The 19,883-nt window shown below is 34.9% G+C and carries 21 protein-coding genes and 1 other annotated feature; of the genes, 16 read left to right on the top strand and 5 right to left on the bottom strand.

The window, feature by feature from the left end:
- Positions 1–630: 630 nt before the first annotated feature.
- Positions 631–2,067: a SulP family inorganic anion transporter gene (locus JNUCC52_RS03770; protein WP_172771925.1), complete on the bottom strand. Its 1,437-nt coding sequence runs from the start codon at positions 2,065–2,067 to the stop codon at positions 631–633.
- 89 nt (positions 2,068–2,156) lie between these two features.
- Here JNUCC52_RS03770 and JNUCC52_RS03765 point away from each other — a divergent pair, with 89 nt between their 5' ends.
- The 11 genes from JNUCC52_RS03765 to JNUCC52_RS03715 all read left to right on the top strand — a co-directional run bounded on the left by JNUCC52_RS03765 (position 2,157) and on the right by JNUCC52_RS03715 (position 12,511).
- Positions 2,157–2,711: a recombinase family protein gene (locus tag JNUCC52_RS03765; protein ID WP_337981446.1), complete on the top strand. Its 555-nt coding sequence runs from the start codon at positions 2,157–2,159 to the stop codon at positions 2,709–2,711.
- 67 nt (positions 2,712–2,778) lie between these two features.
- Complete coding sequence (locus JNUCC52_RS03760) at positions 2,779–3,465, top strand: DUF421 domain-containing protein (RefSeq protein WP_172771270.1); 687 nt, start codon at positions 2,779–2,781, stop codon at positions 3,463–3,465.
- A 394-nt stretch (positions 3,466–3,859) separates the two neighbouring features.
- Positions 3,860–4,765: an arginase gene (rocF, locus tag JNUCC52_RS03755; protein ID WP_337981445.1), complete on the top strand. Its 906-nt coding sequence runs from the start codon at positions 3,860–3,862 to the stop codon at positions 4,763–4,765.
- A 278-nt stretch (positions 4,766–5,043) separates the two neighbouring features.
- Complete coding sequence (locus JNUCC52_RS03750; protein WP_337981444.1) at positions 5,044–6,471, top strand: amino acid permease; 1,428 nt, start codon at positions 5,044–5,046, stop codon at positions 6,469–6,471.
- A 204-nt stretch (positions 6,472–6,675) separates the two neighbouring features.
- Positions 6,676–7,440, top strand: coding sequence for a DUF817 domain-containing protein (locus JNUCC52_RS03745; protein ID WP_337982178.1), 765 nt, complete (start codon positions 6,676–6,678; stop codon positions 7,438–7,440).
- A gap of 191 nt (positions 7,441–7,631) precedes the next feature.
- A complete protein-coding gene (locus tag JNUCC52_RS03740) occupies positions 7,632–8,186 on the top strand; it encodes a pyridoxamine 5'-phosphate oxidase family protein (RefSeq protein WP_337981443.1) in 555 nt (184 codons plus the stop codon).
- Positions 8,187–8,320: 134 nt separating this feature from the next.
- Entirely contained in the window at positions 8,321–8,716 is a 396-nt protein-coding gene (locus tag JNUCC52_RS03735; RefSeq protein ID WP_337981442.1) for a VOC family protein, read from the top strand.
- A 215-nt stretch (positions 8,717–8,931) separates the two neighbouring features.
- Positions 8,932–9,133: a binding site (T-box leader), on the top strand.
- A gap of 58 nt (positions 9,134–9,191) precedes the next feature.
- The gene (locus JNUCC52_RS03730) at positions 9,192–10,103 is read left to right on the top strand and encodes a DMT family transporter (protein ID WP_172771275.1); all 912 of its coding nucleotides are present in this window, start codon (positions 9,192–9,194) and stop codon (positions 10,101–10,103) included.
- 37 nt (positions 10,104–10,140) lie between these two features.
- Entirely contained in the window at positions 10,141–10,872 is a 732-nt protein-coding gene (locus JNUCC52_RS03725; protein ID WP_172771276.1) for an AAA family ATPase, read from the top strand.
- Positions 10,869–12,092 (top strand): GNAT family N-acetyltransferase, encoded by a 1,224-nt coding sequence (locus tag JNUCC52_RS03720; protein WP_337981441.1) that lies wholly within the window; start codon positions 10,869–10,871, stop codon positions 12,090–12,092. The genes JNUCC52_RS03725 and JNUCC52_RS03720 overlap by 4 nt, the downstream gene beginning before the upstream one ends.
- A gap of 104 nt (positions 12,093–12,196) precedes the next feature.
- Positions 12,197–12,511 carry a TIGR04104 family putative zinc finger protein gene (locus tag JNUCC52_RS03715; RefSeq protein WP_172771278.1) on the top strand — a complete coding sequence of 105 codons (315 nt, stop codon included), beginning with the start codon at positions 12,197–12,199 and terminating at the stop codon, positions 12,509–12,511.
- Positions 12,512–12,550: 39 nt separating this feature from the next.
- Here the strand turns inward: JNUCC52_RS03715 and pdxR are convergent, their stop codons facing one another.
- Positions 12,551–13,951 (bottom strand): MocR-like pyridoxine biosynthesis transcription factor PdxR, encoded by a 1,401-nt coding sequence (gene pdxR / locus JNUCC52_RS03710; protein WP_172771279.1) that lies wholly within the window; start codon positions 13,949–13,951, stop codon positions 12,551–12,553.
- A 785-nt stretch (positions 13,952–14,736) separates the two neighbouring features.
- Here pdxR and JNUCC52_RS03705 point away from each other — a divergent pair.
- The 5 genes from JNUCC52_RS03705 (at position 14,737) to JNUCC52_RS03685 (ending at position 17,870) form a co-directional block, all read left to right on the top strand.
- The gene (locus JNUCC52_RS03705) at positions 14,737–15,009 is read left to right on the top strand and encodes a hypothetical protein (protein WP_337981440.1); all 273 of its coding nucleotides are present in this window, start codon (positions 14,737–14,739) and stop codon (positions 15,007–15,009) included.
- Between the two features lie 15 nt (positions 15,010–15,024).
- The gene (locus tag JNUCC52_RS03700; protein WP_337981439.1) at positions 15,025–16,008 is read left to right on the top strand and encodes a hypothetical protein; all 984 of its coding nucleotides are present in this window, start codon (positions 15,025–15,027) and stop codon (positions 16,006–16,008) included.
- Between the two features lie 415 nt (positions 16,009–16,423).
- A complete protein-coding gene (locus JNUCC52_RS03695; RefSeq protein WP_337981438.1) occupies positions 16,424–16,729 on the top strand; it encodes a hypothetical protein in 306 nt (101 codons plus the stop codon).
- 51 nt (positions 16,730–16,780) lie between these two features.
- Positions 16,781–17,059, top strand: a complete 279-nt coding sequence (locus tag JNUCC52_RS03690; protein WP_337982177.1) for a CPBP family intramembrane glutamic endopeptidase — start codon at positions 16,781–16,783, stop codon at positions 17,057–17,059.
- Positions 17,060–17,183: 124 nt separating this feature from the next.
- The gene (locus JNUCC52_RS03685; protein ID WP_337981437.1) at positions 17,184–17,870 is read left to right on the top strand and encodes an MBL fold metallo-hydrolase; all 687 of its coding nucleotides are present in this window, start codon (positions 17,184–17,186) and stop codon (positions 17,868–17,870) included.
- Between the two features lie 165 nt (positions 17,871–18,035).
- On the opposite strand, the gene JNUCC52_RS03680 is transcribed toward JNUCC52_RS03685, so the two are convergent.
- The 3 genes from JNUCC52_RS03680 to JNUCC52_RS03670 all read right to left on the bottom strand — a co-directional run bounded on the left by JNUCC52_RS03680 (position 18,036) and on the right by JNUCC52_RS03670 (position 19,752).
- Entirely contained in the window at positions 18,036–18,530 is a 495-nt protein-coding gene (locus tag JNUCC52_RS03680) for a hypothetical protein (RefSeq protein ID WP_172771285.1), read from the bottom strand.
- Positions 18,531–18,693: 163 nt separating this feature from the next.
- On the bottom strand, positions 18,694–19,146 hold the full coding sequence (locus JNUCC52_RS03675; RefSeq protein ID WP_337981436.1) for a hypothetical protein: 453 nt from the start codon (positions 19,144–19,146) through the stop codon (positions 18,694–18,696).
- Positions 19,147–19,299: 153 nt separating this feature from the next.
- Complete coding sequence (locus JNUCC52_RS03670; protein ID WP_172771287.1) at positions 19,300–19,752, bottom strand: hypothetical protein; 453 nt, start codon at positions 19,750–19,752, stop codon at positions 19,300–19,302.
- Between the last annotated feature and the right edge of the window lie 131 nt (positions 19,753–19,883).

The raw sequence follows: 19,883 nt of genomic DNA, 5'->3' as shown, positions 1-19,883 counted from the left end.
AGGAAGGTAGAATTCCGCGGAAGAGAGGTATAATTCCGCGAAAGGAAGGAGTAATCCCGCGTCTGAGGTGTAATTCCGCGGAAGAGAAGAGTAATCCCGCGGCAGGCAGGTAGAATCCCGCGAAAGGAAGGTGTAATCCCTCGGAAGGGAGTAGTAATTCCGCGGAAGAGAGGTAGAATCCCGCGGAAGAGAGGCGTAATTCCGCGAAAGGAAGGAGTAATCCCGCGGCAGGCAGGTAGAATCCCGCGAAAGGAAGGTGTAATCCCTCGGAAGGGAGTAGTAATTCCGCGAAAGGGAGTAGTAATTCCGCGGAAGGAAGGTAGAATCCCGCGAAAGGGAGTAGTAATTCCGCGGAAGGGAAGTATAATCCCGCGTCTGAGGAGTAATTCCGCGAAAGGGAGTAGTAATTCCGCGGAAGGAAGGTAGAATTCCGCGAAAGAGGTGTAATTCCGCGGAAGGGAAGTATAATCCCGCGTCTGAGGAGTAATTCCGCGAAAGGGAGGAGTAATTCCGCGGAAGAGAGGTGTAATTCCGCGAAAGAGATGCATAATCCCGCGGAAGGAAGGAGTAATCCCGCGGAAGAAAATAAACAAGGAATTCCGCAAAAGTAAGCAGGAATTCCTTGGGTCTTTAGTGAGAAGAAGTTATACTGTCTATTCGAGTTATTAATTTTTGACTTGAAGTATCGAGTCCTGTTATTTCTACTTTAATTCCTTTTGCTTGAAGTAAATGTTTTACTTTATGCAAGGCACCTACAGCAGAATCATCCCATAGTCGACTATTGCTAAAATCTATAGTAACTTTAGAATCTATGCTTTCAATTTTTTTGAAGTAATGAACGAAGTTATGTGTGGCAGCAAAAAATAATGGACCTTCTATTTTGTAAATATCTCCATTTTTTGCTACTTTCAATGTTGAAATTTTTACTACAAAGAAAATAGCACTTAATACAACCCCTGCAATAACGCCTTTCGATAAATCATGCGTGTATACTACGATGATCACTGTAACTAGCATAACAATTGCATCACTAGGAGGGGCCTTCACTAAATACTTGAATGAATTCCAATCAAATGTACCGATACATACCATAATCATAACGCCTACTAATACTGGCATAGGAATTTTGACGACTAAATCCCCTAAAACGAGAATTAAAAAAATTAAAAATAAACCAGCTATAAGGGTTGAAAAACGCCCTCGTCCACCAGACTTTACATTAATGACAGATTGACCAATCATCGCACAACCAGCCATTCCTCCAAAAAATCCATTAATAAAATTAGCAATACCTTGTCCTCTCGCTTCTTTATTCTTTTCACTTTCCGTCCCCGTCATGTCATCCACGATTTGGGCAGTTAATAAAGATTCGATTAGACCGACGATGGCTAATGCAAGCGAATAGGGGAAAATAATTTTTAATGTTTCAAACGTGAACGGCACATTCGGAATGGCGAATGTCGGTAGCGTTTGCGTTATAACACCTAAATCACCAATTGTTCGTAAATCAACGCCACTATAAATCGCGATAGTAGTTAAGACGATGATTGCTATAAGTGGTGCTGGTATTACTTGAATATAACGTGGTAAAGTATACAAAAGTAATAGTGTCAATGCGACAAAGATATATGTCATGGTAGACATTCCAATAATTTGAGGGACTTGTGCTAAAAAGATTAAAATAGCTAATGAATTAACGAAGCCAATCATTACAGCATTGGGAATGAATTTCATTAATTTTGCTATTTTTAACATACCAAAAATTAGTTGAATAATGCCTGTTAAAATTGTGGCAGCTAGTAAATAATTTAGTCCGTAATCTTTTACTAATGGGGCTATTACAAGTGCCATTGCGCCTGTAGCTGCTGAAATCATACCAGGTCTACCACCGACAAACGCGATTGTGACAGCGATACAAAAAGATGCATATAACCCTACCATTGGATCAACGCCAGCGATGATAGAAAAGGCAATGGCTTCTGGGATAAGAGCAAGTGCTACGACAATGCCTGCTAATAGATCGCCTCGGATATTTCCAAACCATTGTTGTTTTAAACTTTGCATGATGTACTCCTTAATATGAAAATTCTTTGAGTATCATACCATTCATATTCCCAAAATGGAACCTTTTTGAGACAATATAAGGAGGAAAATTGATGATTTTCGGTTATGTACGACCTTTATATAATGATGAAACGTGTGAAGAACAGTTAAAAGCTATATCTGAAAAATGCCAAACTATATATCGGGAACCGCATGCTTCACCTAAAAAGCGACATCAACTAGAAGAAATGCTGATGGCAATACAACAAGGGGATACGATTATAGTTGAACGAATGGTTGCACTTGCAGACACGACAAGACAACTACAAGATATCCTTAACATTTGTGAAAAAGACATCGTAAGCATTCAATTTTGTAATGAGGCTATTTCTAATAATCAACCTTTAACATGTACATTACAACAAATGATGAAACATTATATTCAATTCCAAACAGATGTTGCAAAGCAGTCAGCTCTAATCGGCATTGCCAATGCAAGAGAGCAGGGTAAGACAATTGGTAGACCGAGGAAACCAGATGTAAACATTCAAAAAGCTATTTCGATGTACCATTCGGGAAATTTCACATTACATGATATTAAAAATGAAACAGGTATTAGTAAATCAACATTATACCGATCATTAGAAAACTCTGATGAAAATCGCTAATTAGTGCCGAGTTTTAGTATTTTATTTTATGCATAACACATTCTATTGAATAGATAGGAGTGGTGGCATGAAAGATGTAAGTTACTTACAAATAGCAATAGAAACAGTCATAACTTTTTTTGTCCTTCTTGCATTAACACGTTTTTTAGGAAAAAAACAATTAAGCCAACTTACGTTTTTTAACTATGTAACAGGCATAACAATTGGCTCCATTGCCGCTAATATGATTGTTCTTAGTACAAAAGATTACACAAAAGATTTACTGAGCTTGGTTATATGGTGTTCGTTAACAACACTTATTGGCTATATAAGTCTGAAATCAGGAAAAATAAGGATGATACTTGATGGTCAGCCTACAATCGTAATAAAACACGGCAAAATCGATAAAAAAGCATTGAAAAGGACAGGCGTCAATATCGATGACTTAACAATGATGATAAGGCAATATCAAGTTTTTTCGATCGATGAAATCGATTTTGCAATACTTGAACCGAACGGCACGCTGAGTATTCTGAAGAAACCTCAATTTCAAGGCACACAAAAGATAGACCTAAACATTGCACCTAAAAATCCACCGTTTTTACCTATAGAAATAATATCAGACGGCAAATTATTAAAAAGAAATTTATTAGAAGTAGGAAAAAATAAAGAATGGCTAAAAAGGGAATTAACCAAAGTAGGAATTAAAAATGTCGAAGAAGTATTTTATGCGGAAATCCAATCAGATGAAAAATTATTCATACAAAAATTTTAAACCAGAACTCACTTTAAAAAAATGAGATTCTGGTTTTATTTTATTAAATTATTAAAAAATATCGCTATTATTCTTATACAAATATAGAAATATTTTAAATAATTTTACATTATATTGATATAAAACCTGTAAACAACGTTTTAATTTTCTAAAAAAACAATAAAATTATATAGTTTTAATCTTTTATTTTTGATATTTCTGACAAAAAAACATATAAAATTGTAAAAATAAGTTTCTTTATTCACTATTATTGTGTTTATGCATTCATTTATGCAAGATGAAATCTATGTTTCTAATAATCTAAACTGTATAAAAATTAAAAATAATGTCGAGTTGAGTCAATTTTTCATTTTCTTTATACTGTGAAAGTAATTATTGGAGAGGAGAAAATATCATGCGTAAAGAAGTTACAATTATTGGGGTACCTATGGATCTGGGTCAAACTAGAAGAGGGGTAGACATGGGACCGAGTGCTATTCGATATGCTGGATTAACAGATCGACTTGAAGGGCTCGGCTATGCGATTGATGATTTAGGGGATTTGAATATCGAATTCGTAAATAAAGAAGAAAAGATAGACACAACAACAAACTTAAAAAATTTAAAAACGGTAGCGGATGCTAATGACAAGCTTGGTCAAAAAGTAGATCAAGTTATTTCCTCTAATCGCTTTCCTTTAGTTTTAGGAGGAGATCATAGTATTGCCATTGGAACATTAGCAGGTGTTTCGAAACATTATGAGAACTTAGGCGTTATTTGGTATGATGCCCATGGTGATTTAAACACAGGTGAAACATCTCCCTCTGGAAATATTCATGGAATGTCTTTAGCGGTAAGCTTAGGTCTTGGACATCCTGCACTTACGAATATTGGTGGTTATGCGCCAAAAGTAAAGCCAGAAAATGTAGTAATTATTGGCGCTCGTGATTTAGATCCAGGAGAGAAAAAACTTATTAAAGAAATTGGCATTAAAGTGTACACGATGCATGAAATCGATCGTTTAGGTATGACGACAGTAATGTCAGAAACTATAAATTATTTAAAGGAACATACAGATGGTGTTCATTTATCTTTAGATTTAGATGCCCTTGATCCAAACGATGCACCAGGAGTAGGAACACCAGTTGCAGGTGGCATTAGCTATCGTGAAAGTCATTTAGCTATGGAAATGCTATCAGAAGCCAATATTATTACTTCGGCAGAGTTTGTAGAGACAAACCCAGTATTAGATCAGTATAATAAAACAGCTATTGCTGCGGTCGCTTTAATTAGCTCTTTATTTGGCGATACATTACTTTAAACAATGGATTGGGGAAAAACAATTTGCTGATAAGGAAGAACTTTTTTAGTAAAATGAGGTCGCGACAACCAAATTTAAGAAAATAGCTCTCCCTAATTGTAGTTTACAATAGACGGAACGAATGCTCTAGACTATTTAAGTACTTTTCTTTGTCAGAAAATTGACTGTTCACAAAATAGAAGTAATTTTAAAATTTCTTCTATTAATATTTATCATCATTATCTTTTGGCACTTTAAAAAGAAAGTGCTTACATGATAATCGGGTAAGGGGTTATTTTATGGCAACAGAACAACATGAATTAAAAAGAAGTATGAAAGCTAGACACTTATTTATGATTTCCCTAGGAGGATGCATTGGAACTGGCTTCTTTCTTGGATCAGGTTTTACTATAAATCAAGCTGGGCCAACTGGTGCTATTCTTTCTTATTTAGTAGGCGGGTTAGTAATGTATCTAACGATGCTTTGTTTGGGTGAATTGTCTGTTGCTATGCCAGTATCTGGGTCGTTTCAAACATATACGACGAAGTTTATTGGTCCTGCTACTGGTTTTGCCGTTGGGTGGCTTTATTGGCTAGGGTGGGCAGTTACAGTTGCCCTCGAATTTTTAGGGGCTGGACAACTTATGCAAAGATGGTTTCCTGAATCACCAGTATGGATGTGGTGTTTAATATTTGGTGCCTTGCTCTTTTTATTAAATGGTTTATCAGCGAAAGCATTTGGTGAAGCAGAATTTGTTTTCTCTAGCATAAAAATATTGGCTATTATTATGTTCCTAATTGTTGGAGGAGCCGCTATGTTTGGCCTTATTGATATGAAAGACGGATCCAGCGCTCCATTTCTAACGCATTTTTATGAGCATGGGCTATTTCCAAATGGTGTAACAGCATTATTGATTACAATGATTACGGTGAATTTTTCATTCCAAGGGACAGAATTAATTGGTATTGCTGCTGGGGAAAGTGAAAATCCAGAAAAGACAATTCCTAAATCTATTAAACAAACAGTTTGGCGTACATTGTTCTTCTTTGTCCTATCTGTTGTCATTCTTGCCGCGATAATTCCAATGGATAAAGCAGGTGTTGTTGAAAGTCCATTCGTAGTAGTACTGGACAGTATAGGCATTCCTTATGCAGCTGATATTATGAACTTTGTTATTTTGACTGCTCTATTATCGGTTGCAAACTCTGGTTTATATGCGGCAACTCGTATGTTGTTCTCTCTATCTGTTGAAAAGATGGCTAGCCCTGTTTTAGGGAAAGTGAATAAAAGAGGCATTCCGATGAATGCATTATTAATTACACTTGCTGTAGCAGGGTTATCTCTATTATCAAGTGTATTCGCTGCAAAAACAGTGTTTGTTTGGCTATTATCTCTAGCTGGTTTAGGTGCTCAAATCGGTTGGATTGCGATTACAGCATCGCAAATTGCCTTTAGACGTTCATATGTTCGTCAAGGTGGTAATGTGGAAGATTTAAAATTCAAAGCGCCACTATATCCACTCGTGCCAATTTTAGGCTTAGTAGCGAATTGTATAGTTATGGCAAGCTTAGCCTTTGATCCGTCGCAACGATTAGCTCTATATTGTGGAGGCGCATTCTTCATAGGCTGTTATATCGTTTATTATGTAAAAGTGAAGAAAACGAAGGTAATAAAAGTAAGCCAACAAGAAGTACAGTTAAAATTAGACCAAAAAATGTTTCTTTAAAAGGACAAGAGTAGCTGCAAACATGTGGCTACTCTTGTTTTATTTAGGTTTACAAAAGACGTTACTTATAAAAAAATGTTTCAAAAATAAGTAAATATATTTATCGTTTTTCGATAAAAAAACATTGAAATAAAATAAAATATCATTTATTCTTCATACAAGTAATGATAAATTTTCTCGTACTTAGTTACATGAGGTGAATGTATATTGAAAAAATTTTTTAAAGACTTAGTGTACTTTACGTACCATCAATCCTTATCTTGTATTTTTCCTGTTGTCATATTTGTTACGCTTGCGCTGTCAAAGGTTAGCCATTTACCACTTTCAAGATATGATTTTATTCTCGTTATTTGTCTTTTGACACAATATTTGATGTATAAATTTGGTCTAGAATCTAAAGATGAAATAAAAGTAATCTGTTTGTTTCATATTATTGGTCTTTTACTAGAATTATATAAAGTGAACTTTCATTCTTGGTCTTATCCAGAAGAGGCGTGGTCAAAAATTGGTGGTGTGCCCTTATATAGCGGCTTTATGTATGCAAGTGTGGCAAGTTACATTTGCCAAGCTTGGCGTAGGTTTGATTTGAAGATTTTGAATTGGCCAAGAAGTTATATTGCCATTCCGTTAGGAGCTATGATTTACTTAAATTTCTTCACACACCATTTTATATATGACTTTAGATGGCTGCTAATAGCTTTACTTTTTCTCGTATTTTCTCGAACAGTTGTTAAATTTACAGTACGACAAAACATTTATAAGATGCCTATTGTTGCATCATTCCTTTTAATTGGGTTTTTTATTTGGATTGCTGAAAATATTGCAACATTTTTTGGTGCTTGGTCATATCCTAACCAAGAAATGGGATGGACGATTGTTCATTTCGGAAAAATTAGCTCTTGGTTTTTACTTGTCGTCATTAGTATTATGATAGTCACACAGCTAAAATTATTTTACCGTGAGCAGTGAAGAAATTGTTTTGCAAGCGTTTAGGAACTGCTAAAGCGATAAGTGTAATCCTAATAACACAGGATGAAAAATTTACGTTGTACCCATTCGTTTTCATCAAACTGTCCCTTTTTTAAAGGGCTATCCTGCTATAGACTCGCTATAGAAGTAAGCAAATTATTATACTTGTTAAATAGGGAGAAGTGATAAGGATGGAAACAAAAATTCGTATGGGGAAAAGAACATTTACAGATGAGGGACAAATCAATCATTTTTTACGACAAGCTCAAACCATTTTTCTAGGGTTAGTGGATGACAATATGCCATATGTAATTCCATTGAATTTTGTATTTAAGAACGGAAACTTTTATATTCATGGCGCAAACGAAGGAAGAAAAATTAATATTTTAAAAAAAAATACGAATGCTTGTATTACAGTATGTGAAATTTACGGAACTATCGCAGATCCAGTTCCTGCGAATACTGATACGGCTTATATGAGCGTTATCGCCAATGGAAACGTCGAAATTGTTACGGATTTAGATGAAGCAACAGCAGCAATGCAAGAAATGCTTGATAAATATGTCCCGAATTATTATGAAGTCGCTTTATCGAAAGCGCATGTCGATAAATATATATCTTCTTTAGGTAGTAAAACGGTGGTGCTAAAAATAAAACCAATTACTATGACCGCAAAAGAACATAAAGGTGATGAACAAATGAAGTTTTATCCTGGAAGAAAGGTAACGCAAGATACAAACCGATAATATATTATTACGCCAGCTAAAGCATAGAACATTATAGCCGCTACAACTGGAAGCTTACAAGCAATCCATTATATTTCCTATCTACAAAAAAATGAATTATAGTAAATATATTCTATTGCATTTAGGAGGATATTATGGGGAGATTAGTTCATTTTGAAATTCATGTAAGTGACATGGAGCGAGCAAAGGATTTCTATGGCAATATTTTTGGATGGTCATTTGAAGATTGGAGTGACTACGCTGGCATGCCGTATTTTGGGGCTGTAACAGGTGGCGAGGATGAACTTGGCATTAATGGTGCCTTAATGCAACGGCAAGGTCCCCCTCCAGCACCAAATCAAGCGTTGAATGGATTTGCTTGTACAATGGGTGTGGAAAATTACGATGCAACAGAAGCAAAAATTATGAACAATGGTGGTAAGATAGCCATTCCTAAATATGCTCTTCCAGGAATGGCATGGCAAGGATATTATACAGATACTGAAGGCAATGTATTTGGTATTCATCAGCCTGATAAAAATGCAAAATAACAAAGGTTAGCTGATAAAATCCCATATGATGTAAAAAGTCTTCTAGCCTACAGCTAGGAAACTTTTTTAATCGAATGGTACCTGATGTACTAAAGTAAAATTAGCTAACTATAGGTGTGTTGTCGTTTAAAGGGTTATATGCAACTGATATTATGATGTCACAATCTTCGTAAAACCTTGACGAGAATAATTAAATAACTTATTATGGACGTTAATAATTAACAATGATTGGAAAAAGTAGCGAATGTGATTTACTTACAGAGAGATGGTGGCTGGTGAAAATCATCGTAAAGGATTCGTGAACTCGTCCAGGAGTTTTTATACTGAAAAAAGTAGGTATAAACGGCAACTACCGTTATAGTCAAAGTGAGCATATATGCTAAACAGAGTGGTACCGCGGATAACTTCGTCTCTATATTTATTAGAGATGGAGTTTTTTTATTTTAGGAAATAATGACAAGGGGTGGGAGACAGAATGGTTATTACGAAGAAACGCATTACAACGATAGGGCTGCTAGCACTGATTTTATCAGCGCTCTTGACGGCAATGAGTCAAGTGTTTTATGCCAAGCAAGTACAAGAAGTACCTGCATTTTTATTTACAGGTATTAGTTTTTTTCTGACGACATGCTATTTTGCATTTTTTGCACGTATACATAAAAAACCTTATAAATGGCAAGGAACAATCGGCTATGTATTGAAATTAAATGGAGCGTCCGTTCTAGCTTTTATGTGTTTTTATTTTGCATTAAAATACGTGGAATCAGCCATAGTCAGTGCACTTGAGATGGGTATCGGTCCATTATTTGTCCTAGTTCTGGCGGTCATTGCAAAGGAATCAATTCCAAGGTCCCAGTGGTTAATTGCCATTGGCACACTGATTGCGTGTAGTGTACTGATTGTCTCTGTACTTAGCGGAAGCTCAGCAGTCAAGTTGGACATAACAATGCCTGTCATCATAGCTTTAATAGCGAGTATTAGCTGTGGGCTTGGTGCTGTTTTATGTACCGTATATTCAAAAAAATTAAATGAGGCTGGCTGGACAACTTCTATGATTTTGGCCAATCGTTATTATGGCATAATTTTATTATCTTTTTTAGCTACATACGATGAATTTTTAAAGTATTTCTCAGGAAATATTGGCTGGATACTTGCTGTTACAGCAACGGGTGTCATGCTTCCAATGTATTTATTGCAAATAGGTATTCGGAATTGTTCTCCTTTAATGGTGATGATGAGTTTATGCTTTGTCCCAATTTTCACTTTTTTCTTCCAACTATTTGATTCTAGGCTTACGTGGTCGCCTATTTCTTTAATAGGTATCATCTTATTATTCATAGCTGGTATTATTAGTTTGTATTTAGAAAGAAGGACCGTTTCAGAGTAGCATCAGCGAGTTATACTATCATGAAGGAGGCAATACAATGTATTTAAAATCATGTAAGGTTTTACAGGACAACATAGAGGATAAACGACAATATCCTTTTAATATACCCAGTTTGCAGGATTTACAAGAGCTTGAGTTTCCAACGAATGTGACATTTTTTGTTGGGGAAAATGGCTCTGGGAAATCAACACTTCTCGAAGCAATTGCAGATCGCTGTGATTTTAATACAGCAGGTGGTGGACGGCAAAACAGTTATGAAGTACATAAAGCAGAAGCTGCGCTAGGGGACTATATACGGTTATCATGGTTGCCTAAAGTTTCTAACGGCTTTTTTCTACGTTCAGAAACGTTTTATCAATTTGCAAGCCATATCGATTTGTTAGAATATCATCCTAATAAGTATGCTGCATTTGGAGGTAAATCCCTTCATCAACAATCACATGGAGAATCCTTTTTAGCGCTATTTATGAATCGTTTTAAAGGTAAGGCGATTTATTTACTTGATGAGCCAGAAGCAGCTTTATCACCTACAAGACAACTGAGTCTTCTTAAAATAATGAAGGATTTAGAGCGTGAAGCCCAATTTATTATTGCCACACATTCACCCATTTTACTCGGCTATCCGAATGCTACTATTTACAGTTTTGAAGAAGGAGGGATTGAATCCGTCCGATACGAAGAAACTATACATTATATTGTAACGAAGAGATTTTTAAATGCTCCTGAAACCATTTTTGCAGAGCTATTTAATGAGGAGAGAAAAACATGAATCAACGGAAAGGTTTAGTAATGCGAGAAATACGACTAGATGAGATGGCCCAATCCATCGATTTGTTAAATTACGTATTTCAAATGTCTATGTCTATTCATAAAGATCGTCGTTTCGTTAATGCCAAAAGTAAACAGTTTGACGAAGGGCATGCTTTTGGGTGGTTTGATGGCTCTCAACTAGTATCACAAATTTTAAATTTACCTTTTCAAATCAATGTACATGGGAAGTTTTATGAAATGGGTGGGATAACGGCTGTTGGCACGTACCCTGAATATTCTAGACATGGCTTAATGGAAAGTCTCATTATCAAGTGTCTAGAACAAATGCGTGAGGAAGGACGGTATATATCTTATTTATTCCCTTATTCTATTCCATATTACCGCAAAAAAGGCTGGGAAATTATGAGTGATGTTGTGGAATTTCAAGTGAAGGATACACAACTTCCTCATTATGGTGGTTTAAATGGCAAAATTCGTCGTGTCGATCCTAAAGATAAAGATGTTGTTGCAATTTATGCACGTTATGCAATAAAGACACATGGTGTAATGGTGCGAAACAGCATAGCCTGGAATGAAAAATTTCAAGAAGATTTTTGGGAAGAAAAATTTATAGATAGTGATGTCAAACTGCAGGCAGCAGTCTATTATGATGAGGAAGATGAGCCTCAAGGCTATATGTTCTATCGTATTATGGAAGAAAATTTTTATATTGATGAAATCGTTTATTTACAGGAAGAAGCTCGAAAAGGGTTATGGAATTTTGTCTCAGCACATAGCTCAATGGTTTACAATGTATATGGCAAAACGACGGGCAATGAAGCGGTAGCATTTTTACTTGAGGATAGTGAAATTATTCAAAAAGTTTCTCCTTATTTCATGGCGCGTATTGTGGACGTAAAGGAATTTTTACTGCGGTACCCGTTTGTAGGGAACGACTTTCAGCTGCGCTTAGCAGTAAGTGATCGCATTGTTGCTTGGAATAACGGTACATTTGTCGTAACAGTACAAAACGGAGAAGTAGCAGTTGATAAGATTAGTGAACAACTGTCCGAGAATGCTATTCAACTGACAGTTCAAACATTAGCGACGATGCTACTTGGGTATAAACGCCCTAGCTATTTGGAGAAAATTGAACGGTTACAAGGTGAAGCAATGGAAATGGCGCTATTAGAAGTAGTATTACCAGTAGGAATCCCAACGTTTATTGATTATTTTTAAAAGAATTTGTACAGTAAATGCCTGTGCAAATTCTTTTTTACTTTAAATTAGTACTTCTATTCTCCACAATATGGCATAATTAGTGAATGGAGGGGATGTATTATATGCCGAAATGTATTGAATGTAAGGAGAAATGGACTTGGAAGCAGTCGATGCGTTCGATTGTGACATTTTCACGATTCATTAGCTGTCCATATTGTGCGAAAAAACAAATGTTCACATCAATGACACGCATTTCTATTTTACTATTGGTATTTGTACCTTATATTACAATGCCTTATGTGGTTGATGATGAAGTGAAAGGCTCCGCTGTAGCAATCGGGATTGCGCTCTATTTAATTGTACTACTTATGATGATGCCTTTCTTGATGGATCTTCGTACAATACCAAAGCATTTACAAAAATACGCACAAAAATAATACATAAAAAAACGCAGAAATATAACGTTCCTGCGTTTTTTATTCGTTGTTTGAAGATAGCTGCCACGCTTTTACTAATAGTTGAACCCCTTGCTTGATGTCCTCAATAGCTAACTTACTAAAGCCTAATTGTAATATTGGTTCAGCCGTGAATTGTTTAAGAAAGTATGGGCTTGTCGGATATACTTGAACACCATATTTTTCTGCAGATTGGATGAGCTGTTCTTCCGTTTGTTGGACATGCAGCTTTACCAATACATAAAGGCCCGAATGTTCTCCAAGTATCGTAATATAGGCACCAAATTGTTGTTGTAGCTGCTCTACAAGATAGCTCATTTTCTGTTTATATATAAGACGCATTCTTTTAATATGACGCGTCCACTCACCATTTTCCATAAAGGCTGCCATCGTTAATTGATGAAGTGAGGATGCATTTTGTTCAAACTCAATAAACTGTTCCTTGTAACGATGTAGAAGTGATTTAGGTAGCACCATATAGCTTAGTCGAATACCAGGTAAAAACGATTTTGAAAAAGTCCCGAGATAAATAACACGTGAATGATCGATGGATGCAAGTGCAGGAAACGGCTGCTGTGCATAGCGAAATTCACTGTCATAATCGTCCTCGATAATGTATCCATCCACTTTCTTTGCCCATTGGATAACCGTTTGACGTTGCTGAATGGACATGGTAACACCGTAAGGAAAATGGTGAGAAGGTGTAATATATAGGAGTCGTGATTGCATTTCTGACAATAAGTGAAGCTGAGCACCTTGCTCTAAAACGGACAGTGCTTCCAAATCAAAACCGTTTACGTGAAACGATCGTCGTGCACCGATATAGCCTGGGTCCTCGACAATGACACTGGAAAAATCATGCTTTAACATACAACCGAGATACAGTAACATTTGCTGTGTACTGCTACCAATAATAATATCATCAGCTTCGCATTTGACCCCACGTGCTTGTAATAAGTATTGAACAAGCTGCTCTTTTAATAAAGGTTCCCCAAAAGGTTCACCATAGACAAAACTTTCTTCTAACTGAAGTGCTCGATTGGCAAACTGTCTCCAGGTTTTGAGCGGAAAATATGCTTGATCAACAGCCCCAGCCCGAAAATCAATCTTTATAGGCGGACATTCTTGCTTTGCGCTTGGCGTAAGCGGGGAGGACTCTTCTTGCTGTAAAAAGACTTGCTCCAATACATTGACGAAATAGCCCTTGCGTCCTTCTCCACGTATGTATCCTTCTGCTACAAGCTGCTCATAAGCAGTCAAAGTAGTATTCCGACTGACTTGTAACGTCTCTGCCAGCCTTCGTATAGAAGGGAGAGAGTCATCTGACTTTAAGTTTCCTTGCTCAATTAAGGTTTTTAATTGCTGATAAATCTGTTTATACTTTGCCTCATCATTACGTATTGGAAAAATAAAATCATTCATATGAAGCCCTCCTTGACATGTGAAAAAATACAAAAACGTTCCTTTGCGTATGTCAGTTTATTTTGTAATATCGTACAGGAATTCACGTAGAAAAGATATGACAATATTTTGATAGGTTCCGCTAGAATTTTTACATTCTTGTAATATTCTTTTAGGAATATTTTGATAAATGAAACGAAAAATATTGTATATTAATTTCAAAAAAGAATAGAAGGAAAGGATGATTAGAAATGAAGAAACTCTTTTCTCTGTTGTTTATTTTCTCTTTGTTTGTATGTATGCCCTTGGTCACTAACGCAAATGAACTTTCTGAAGAAGCCATTGAACTTTAGCGTAATGATAGAACCGACTTTTCTATTCCTGAAAAAAGCGATTTAATATCAGTCAAGGGACCAGAGGAGAGCAAAGTTTATAAAATTGCTCTTGGTATAAACAAAAGCGAGAAATTAACACTGGTATCTAGAAAAACATTTGATGTAGAGAATATTGATCCAAAAGGAGATACAATCGAATATCGAACTGGATTTGGGGATGAGGGTAATAGACAAGTAGAATTTGAAACAAGGATTGTTGGTGATTATTATATTCAGATTAAACCCGCAGAAGATGGGAGAAATAATTTTCCTTATAGTTTACGAACAATTGTAGGCGAGCCAGTCTATCTTTATGCGAATCCTGTTTATCGAGTTGATTTACGTACTTCTTCTATCACTTCAAGAAATACAACGAGTGCTGTTCAATCTTTTGATTTAACGAATGTTAGCAGTATTCCAGATGATGCAATTTTGACAGGTTTTACAATAGGTGGTACGGAGACAAATCGTAATTTAGTTAGCCTATATTCTATTAAGAGAAGTTTACGTCCAAATTCTGCTTTCTCTTGGATGGATGCAACGTTTCCTTTATATAGCCCAAATCATTTAGATGCTGTACCTAAACATGCACAAATAAAAGTGAAACAACCATACTCTTTTAGATTTTCTGCCTCTTTCAACCGTCCTGGAACTTATACTTTAAAACCATTTGTTTTAATAAGCTATAAACGAGAAATGAAATAAAAGGAGGAATTAAAAATGTGGCATTCCCTACATTCAATTACTCAGCGACAAACTTTCGACTCTCAAGCTTATCAAAAAATAGCACGTAAAAATCAACAGGCTCCGACAAAACCAAATTTATTGCGGTCGCAACGTGAAGTACAGCACTATAATCGTTTGACCTTCAAGAAAAATCAAGTTGTAGGTAATCCAATTAATTATAAAAGAGTATACCTAGAGCAAAAAAGTAATTTGTTAGGAAGTATACAAACTTATATTCATACAGGGAATCCTGCTTATCTTTCCAATGTAATTGATAAGAATAAGTTATTGAAGGGATTAGAGAGTTTAGGAAGTGTAGCTTCTGCTTTGAAAAAAATGAAGTACTATAGTCAAAAAAAACATACTACAGTTAATTCAAATAGTTTAGAATCTCCTGTACAAAATAGTAATTTTCACAAACAAACTAAAGCAAAAATTCTTCATGTTGATCAAAATTTTAATTTGACGATAGAAAACAATCAAATATATGGTATTCCAACGGATTATGGGATTATTAATTATCATTTTATTGATGATGGGTCATCTAGATATGTAAAGTTATTACATTATGATAATCAAATATCCGATCATAAACGTGTTCATTTAGAGCGAAAGCGGCAATTGTTACAGGACATACAAACTTTTATTCATACAGGTAGTTCTTCGTGGTTACACACAGCAAGGGATAATAGTGAGATTTTACAGGGCTTTGAAAGCTTTGGTATTACGACCGAAGAACCATTTACTATAAATAATGGGTCTAAACGCTATAGAATTAGTCCCTACGGTATTTTGCATAATGTTGATTTAGAAAGTAAAGCGACGCGTGAAAAAGATTGGCGCAAATACGGTCACGACGAACATACAGTATTTTTAATCCAAGGGAAAGAATATAAAATGGATGAAAACGGGAGACTTCCATTACCAGAAGATTATGTTCATAAATTCGAGCAAGTGAAAATTTTTAAAAGAAATTAACAGAGGGCTTACAGGTAAGAAACCTTACTAAAACTTAAAAGTTAACCACCAAATACAGTCTTGATACAGATAAAAGGCTGTATTTTTTTGTCTTAAAATATTATTGTAAATAGAATATGAAAATATGAAATATGTAAAATCCAACAACTTTAATGCGAGATACATAGATAAAGAGAATTTATGAGATATGTAAGCGTGCTATCAAAAACATGCGAGGAGCACACTGGTAGAAGTGCTGATTTGTATTTTCTAATGCTAAGCAATTGAAGTTCTCAAATGATGCTTTGGGAACAAAAAAAATGAAACTTTTATTACTCGACTTCCGTATAACATTGTATATGGTAAATATTAAAATAATTGTATTACATTTACATAAATTTTTAAAAACTGCTGATATAAAGAGAGGACAAAAGAAATGGGACTTGAAATGGTGCTCGGACTAGTTTTCGGAGTATTTATAATATGGGCTGGTAATATTGTTCGGACAAAAAAGGTATTTGTATTTCTTGCTGGTTTTGGGGATACGTGGCAACCAATTAATGAAGAAAGACTAGGGAACAGAGTCGGTATTCTCTTAATTATTATAGGCGTTATAGCCATTTTCACATCTGTTTTTACCATTTGGTTTGGGGCTACAGTTGGGAAAATCTCTGGAGTCTTGGCTATTATTGATGTGATTATGATTCTTATAGTAATCGGATTAGATCGAATAGGATATTGAAAGGAATGTACACGTGGGAAACTTGAGAATAAAACTAGTCCTGTTATTTAGCTGTTCTTCAGAGGTTTTTTAACAAAGAGGTTCATTACTAGATGGGGATTTTATAAGGGCAATCTAATGCAAAGTTTACTGTTTGGCGCCATACATGGCTTGATGTTTTTGTCCACTGTTCAGCTTATAGGAGTGGCTTTCATCTTTGTTGCAACAGCAGTGGCTGGCTATTTAGTGGGCTGGATGAACAAAAAATTATCCAAAGGCTCTATTATGACGAGTTGGGGAATCCATAGCACTGCTAATCTACTTGCTGCTGTTATGATGATGTTAATCTAGTATAGAAATGATTTGTTGTTTGAAAATTTTGTTATTGTAGAAAATCCCAAATCGTCTTGTATAATGAATTTTATGAATATTTGATTATTGTTTATTTCAGAATCAAAAGTTTGGAGGATGTAAAATGAAAATTATAGAACTACCTATAGCATTTGAATTTAATGGACAATTGAATACGATTTATCCAAGTTTAATTATAATGAATGATGAACTAACGTTGGTAGATACAGGCTATACTAATTTTTTACCATTGATTGAACATGAAATTACAAAAATGGACTATGAAATGGAACATTTAAAGAATATCATCATTACACACTATGATGATGATCACATCGGTTCTTTATATAATTTCAAAGAAAAATATCCTTGGATTAATATCATCGCCAGTGAAATTGAATCGAAATATATTAGTGGAGAAATAAAGTCGGAGAGATTAGTTCAAGCTGAAGAGTTACTTGACAATATGTCACCAGAACAAAAGGAATTTGGCACATGGTTTATCCAGCAATTAAAGGATTTAAAGCATGTTGCAATCGATAACAAGGTCAATGACGGTGACATGATTCTACATAAAGAATGTAGAGTAGTTGCCACACCTGGACATACATCAGGGCATATTTCATTATATTTTCCAAAGTTAAACAGTGTTATTACAGGGGATGCTGCTGCTAATGAAAATCAAGAATTAGATATTGCCAATCCACATTTTTGTTTAAACATGGACAACGCTAAACAGTCTTTGCGTAAGATTCAAAACCTTCAAGCTGACACGTACTATTGTTATCATGGTGGGAAGTTTACTATTTAGGTAGGCATTATTGTGTGAGTGTTTCGCATTACTTTAAAAATACACTTTTAAGAATCATTGTTAAAGTTAAAAATGGAAACGGTGACTGGATGAAAAAAGTCACCGACTCTATAATCTAAAGTGTTTGGCTTGTACGTTTTTCTAAAAATGCATATGAAAACTGTATTAAAACTTTTTCTTAAGCTCACGTTGTAGCACTTTAAGAGAAGTTTTATTTTTTTTTGTTAATTTTTTTAATGTTTCTTTAGCGTATTTATTAGCAGGGTCTAAAGCTAAAATTTTATGGCAAGTTTCAAGGGCTTTTTCATTACTCACTAATTTATCGGGCACCTCATTAAGGAATAATAAGTGTTCTAAGGCGTCGGGATCTTGTTCATGTGTTAAAGCTACTAGTCTTTCAGCGTGAAAGAGGGCACAGTGATAGGCACCTTCAATAGGAGTTAATGAACATATAAACAATGAATATGCCAAATTGTGTAAATCCACAGATTCTTCTTTCATTAATAAATAGTGCAAAAAGGTATAGTAAAGAATATTGCGGTTGTCATAAGCGCGGAATAATAGTTCATCATTAAATTGTTGAAAATCACATTTACGATATAACTCTTCAGCGTCTTTAAAGTTGCCTGATAGAATTAGATGCTCTAGATTTTTTAACATGGAATAATCACCTACATATACTGATTTTTAGCTTTTTAAACATTTTAAATGGCATTAATAGATAGAAGGGCACTTAACCATATTAAATACCACTAGGTTAAAACAAATCCTTATAACGTTTTAACCTAGGGCTTGTACGTTTTTTCCATAAGTATATAAAATTTTATTTTGTCTTAGGTAGTAACTCTTTAAGGGAACTTTTCGCGGCTTTATTCGAAGGGTCTAGCGCCAATATGTTATGACAAATTTCAATCGCTTTTTCATCACTTACTAATTGATCGGGCACAGTATTAAGGAATAATAAATGTTCTAAGCTAAGTGTATCTTGTGCATTTGTTAGCTCGACAGCCTTTTGTGCGTGATAGAGAGCACAATGATGGGGGTTGCCGATAGGTGTTAAAGGGATGACAAATAATGAAAAGGCAAGATTGTGTAACTTCGCTGACTCTTCTTTCATTAATAAATAAAGCAAGAAGGTGTAATTAATCATATTGCGGTTATCAAAAGCGATAGATATTAACTGATCATGAAATTGTTGGAAGTTCATTTTATGATAGATTTCTTCAGCATCTTTAAAGTTGGCTGATAAAATGAGCTGTTCTAAATTTTTTAACATGTTTCATTCTCCTTTTGTTATAATTTCGTAACGAAGAAAATTTTATAGTTTCTAGGAGCTTTTTAGTTTTTTAAAATTTACGCTTATTTATTAATAGGGTAGAGAGCTAGATAAGAAAGGCGTTTTACTTTTTTCACAAGTGCATAAGACCGTTTACTTCATTCTACGTTGCAACTTTTCAAGTTTATTTTTAGCAATTTCATTAGAAGGCTCTAACGCTAAAATTTTATGGCAAGTTTCAAGGGCTTTTTCATCACTTACGACTTGATCTGGCACCTCATATAGAAATAATATAAGTTCTAAATCTCCTACATTTTGTTCATTTGTCAATTCGATAGCTTTTTGTGCATGATAGAGAGCACAATGATAGGCACCTTCAATAGGCACTAAAGGGACTATCAATAAAGTAAAGGCAAGATTGTGTAATTCCTCTGATTCTACTTTCATTAATAAATAATGTAAAAAAGTATAGTAAAGTATATTGCGGTTGTCATAAGCACTAATTATGATTCCATCTTCAAATTGTTGGAAATCCATTTCGTGATATAACGCTTCAATTTCTTTAAATTTGCCAGATAGAATAAGTTGCTCTAGATTTTTTAGCATAGATTCATCACCTACATATTACTGATTTTTTTGCTATTTAAATAGCATCAATAGATAAGAAGTGCACTTGAAACTAAATACCACTAGGTTAAAACGAAGAATTATAACGTTTTAACCTAGTGCTTGTAAAT

The organism is Lysinibacillus sp. JNUCC-52 (genome assembly GCF_015999545.1).
In the GTDB taxonomy this organism is placed as follows: domain Bacteria; phylum Bacillota; class Bacilli; order Bacillales_A; family Planococcaceae; genus Lysinibacillus.
The sequence above is the reverse complement of the archived record's forward strand: the minus strand, read 5'-3'. Positions and strand labels throughout refer to the sequence as shown.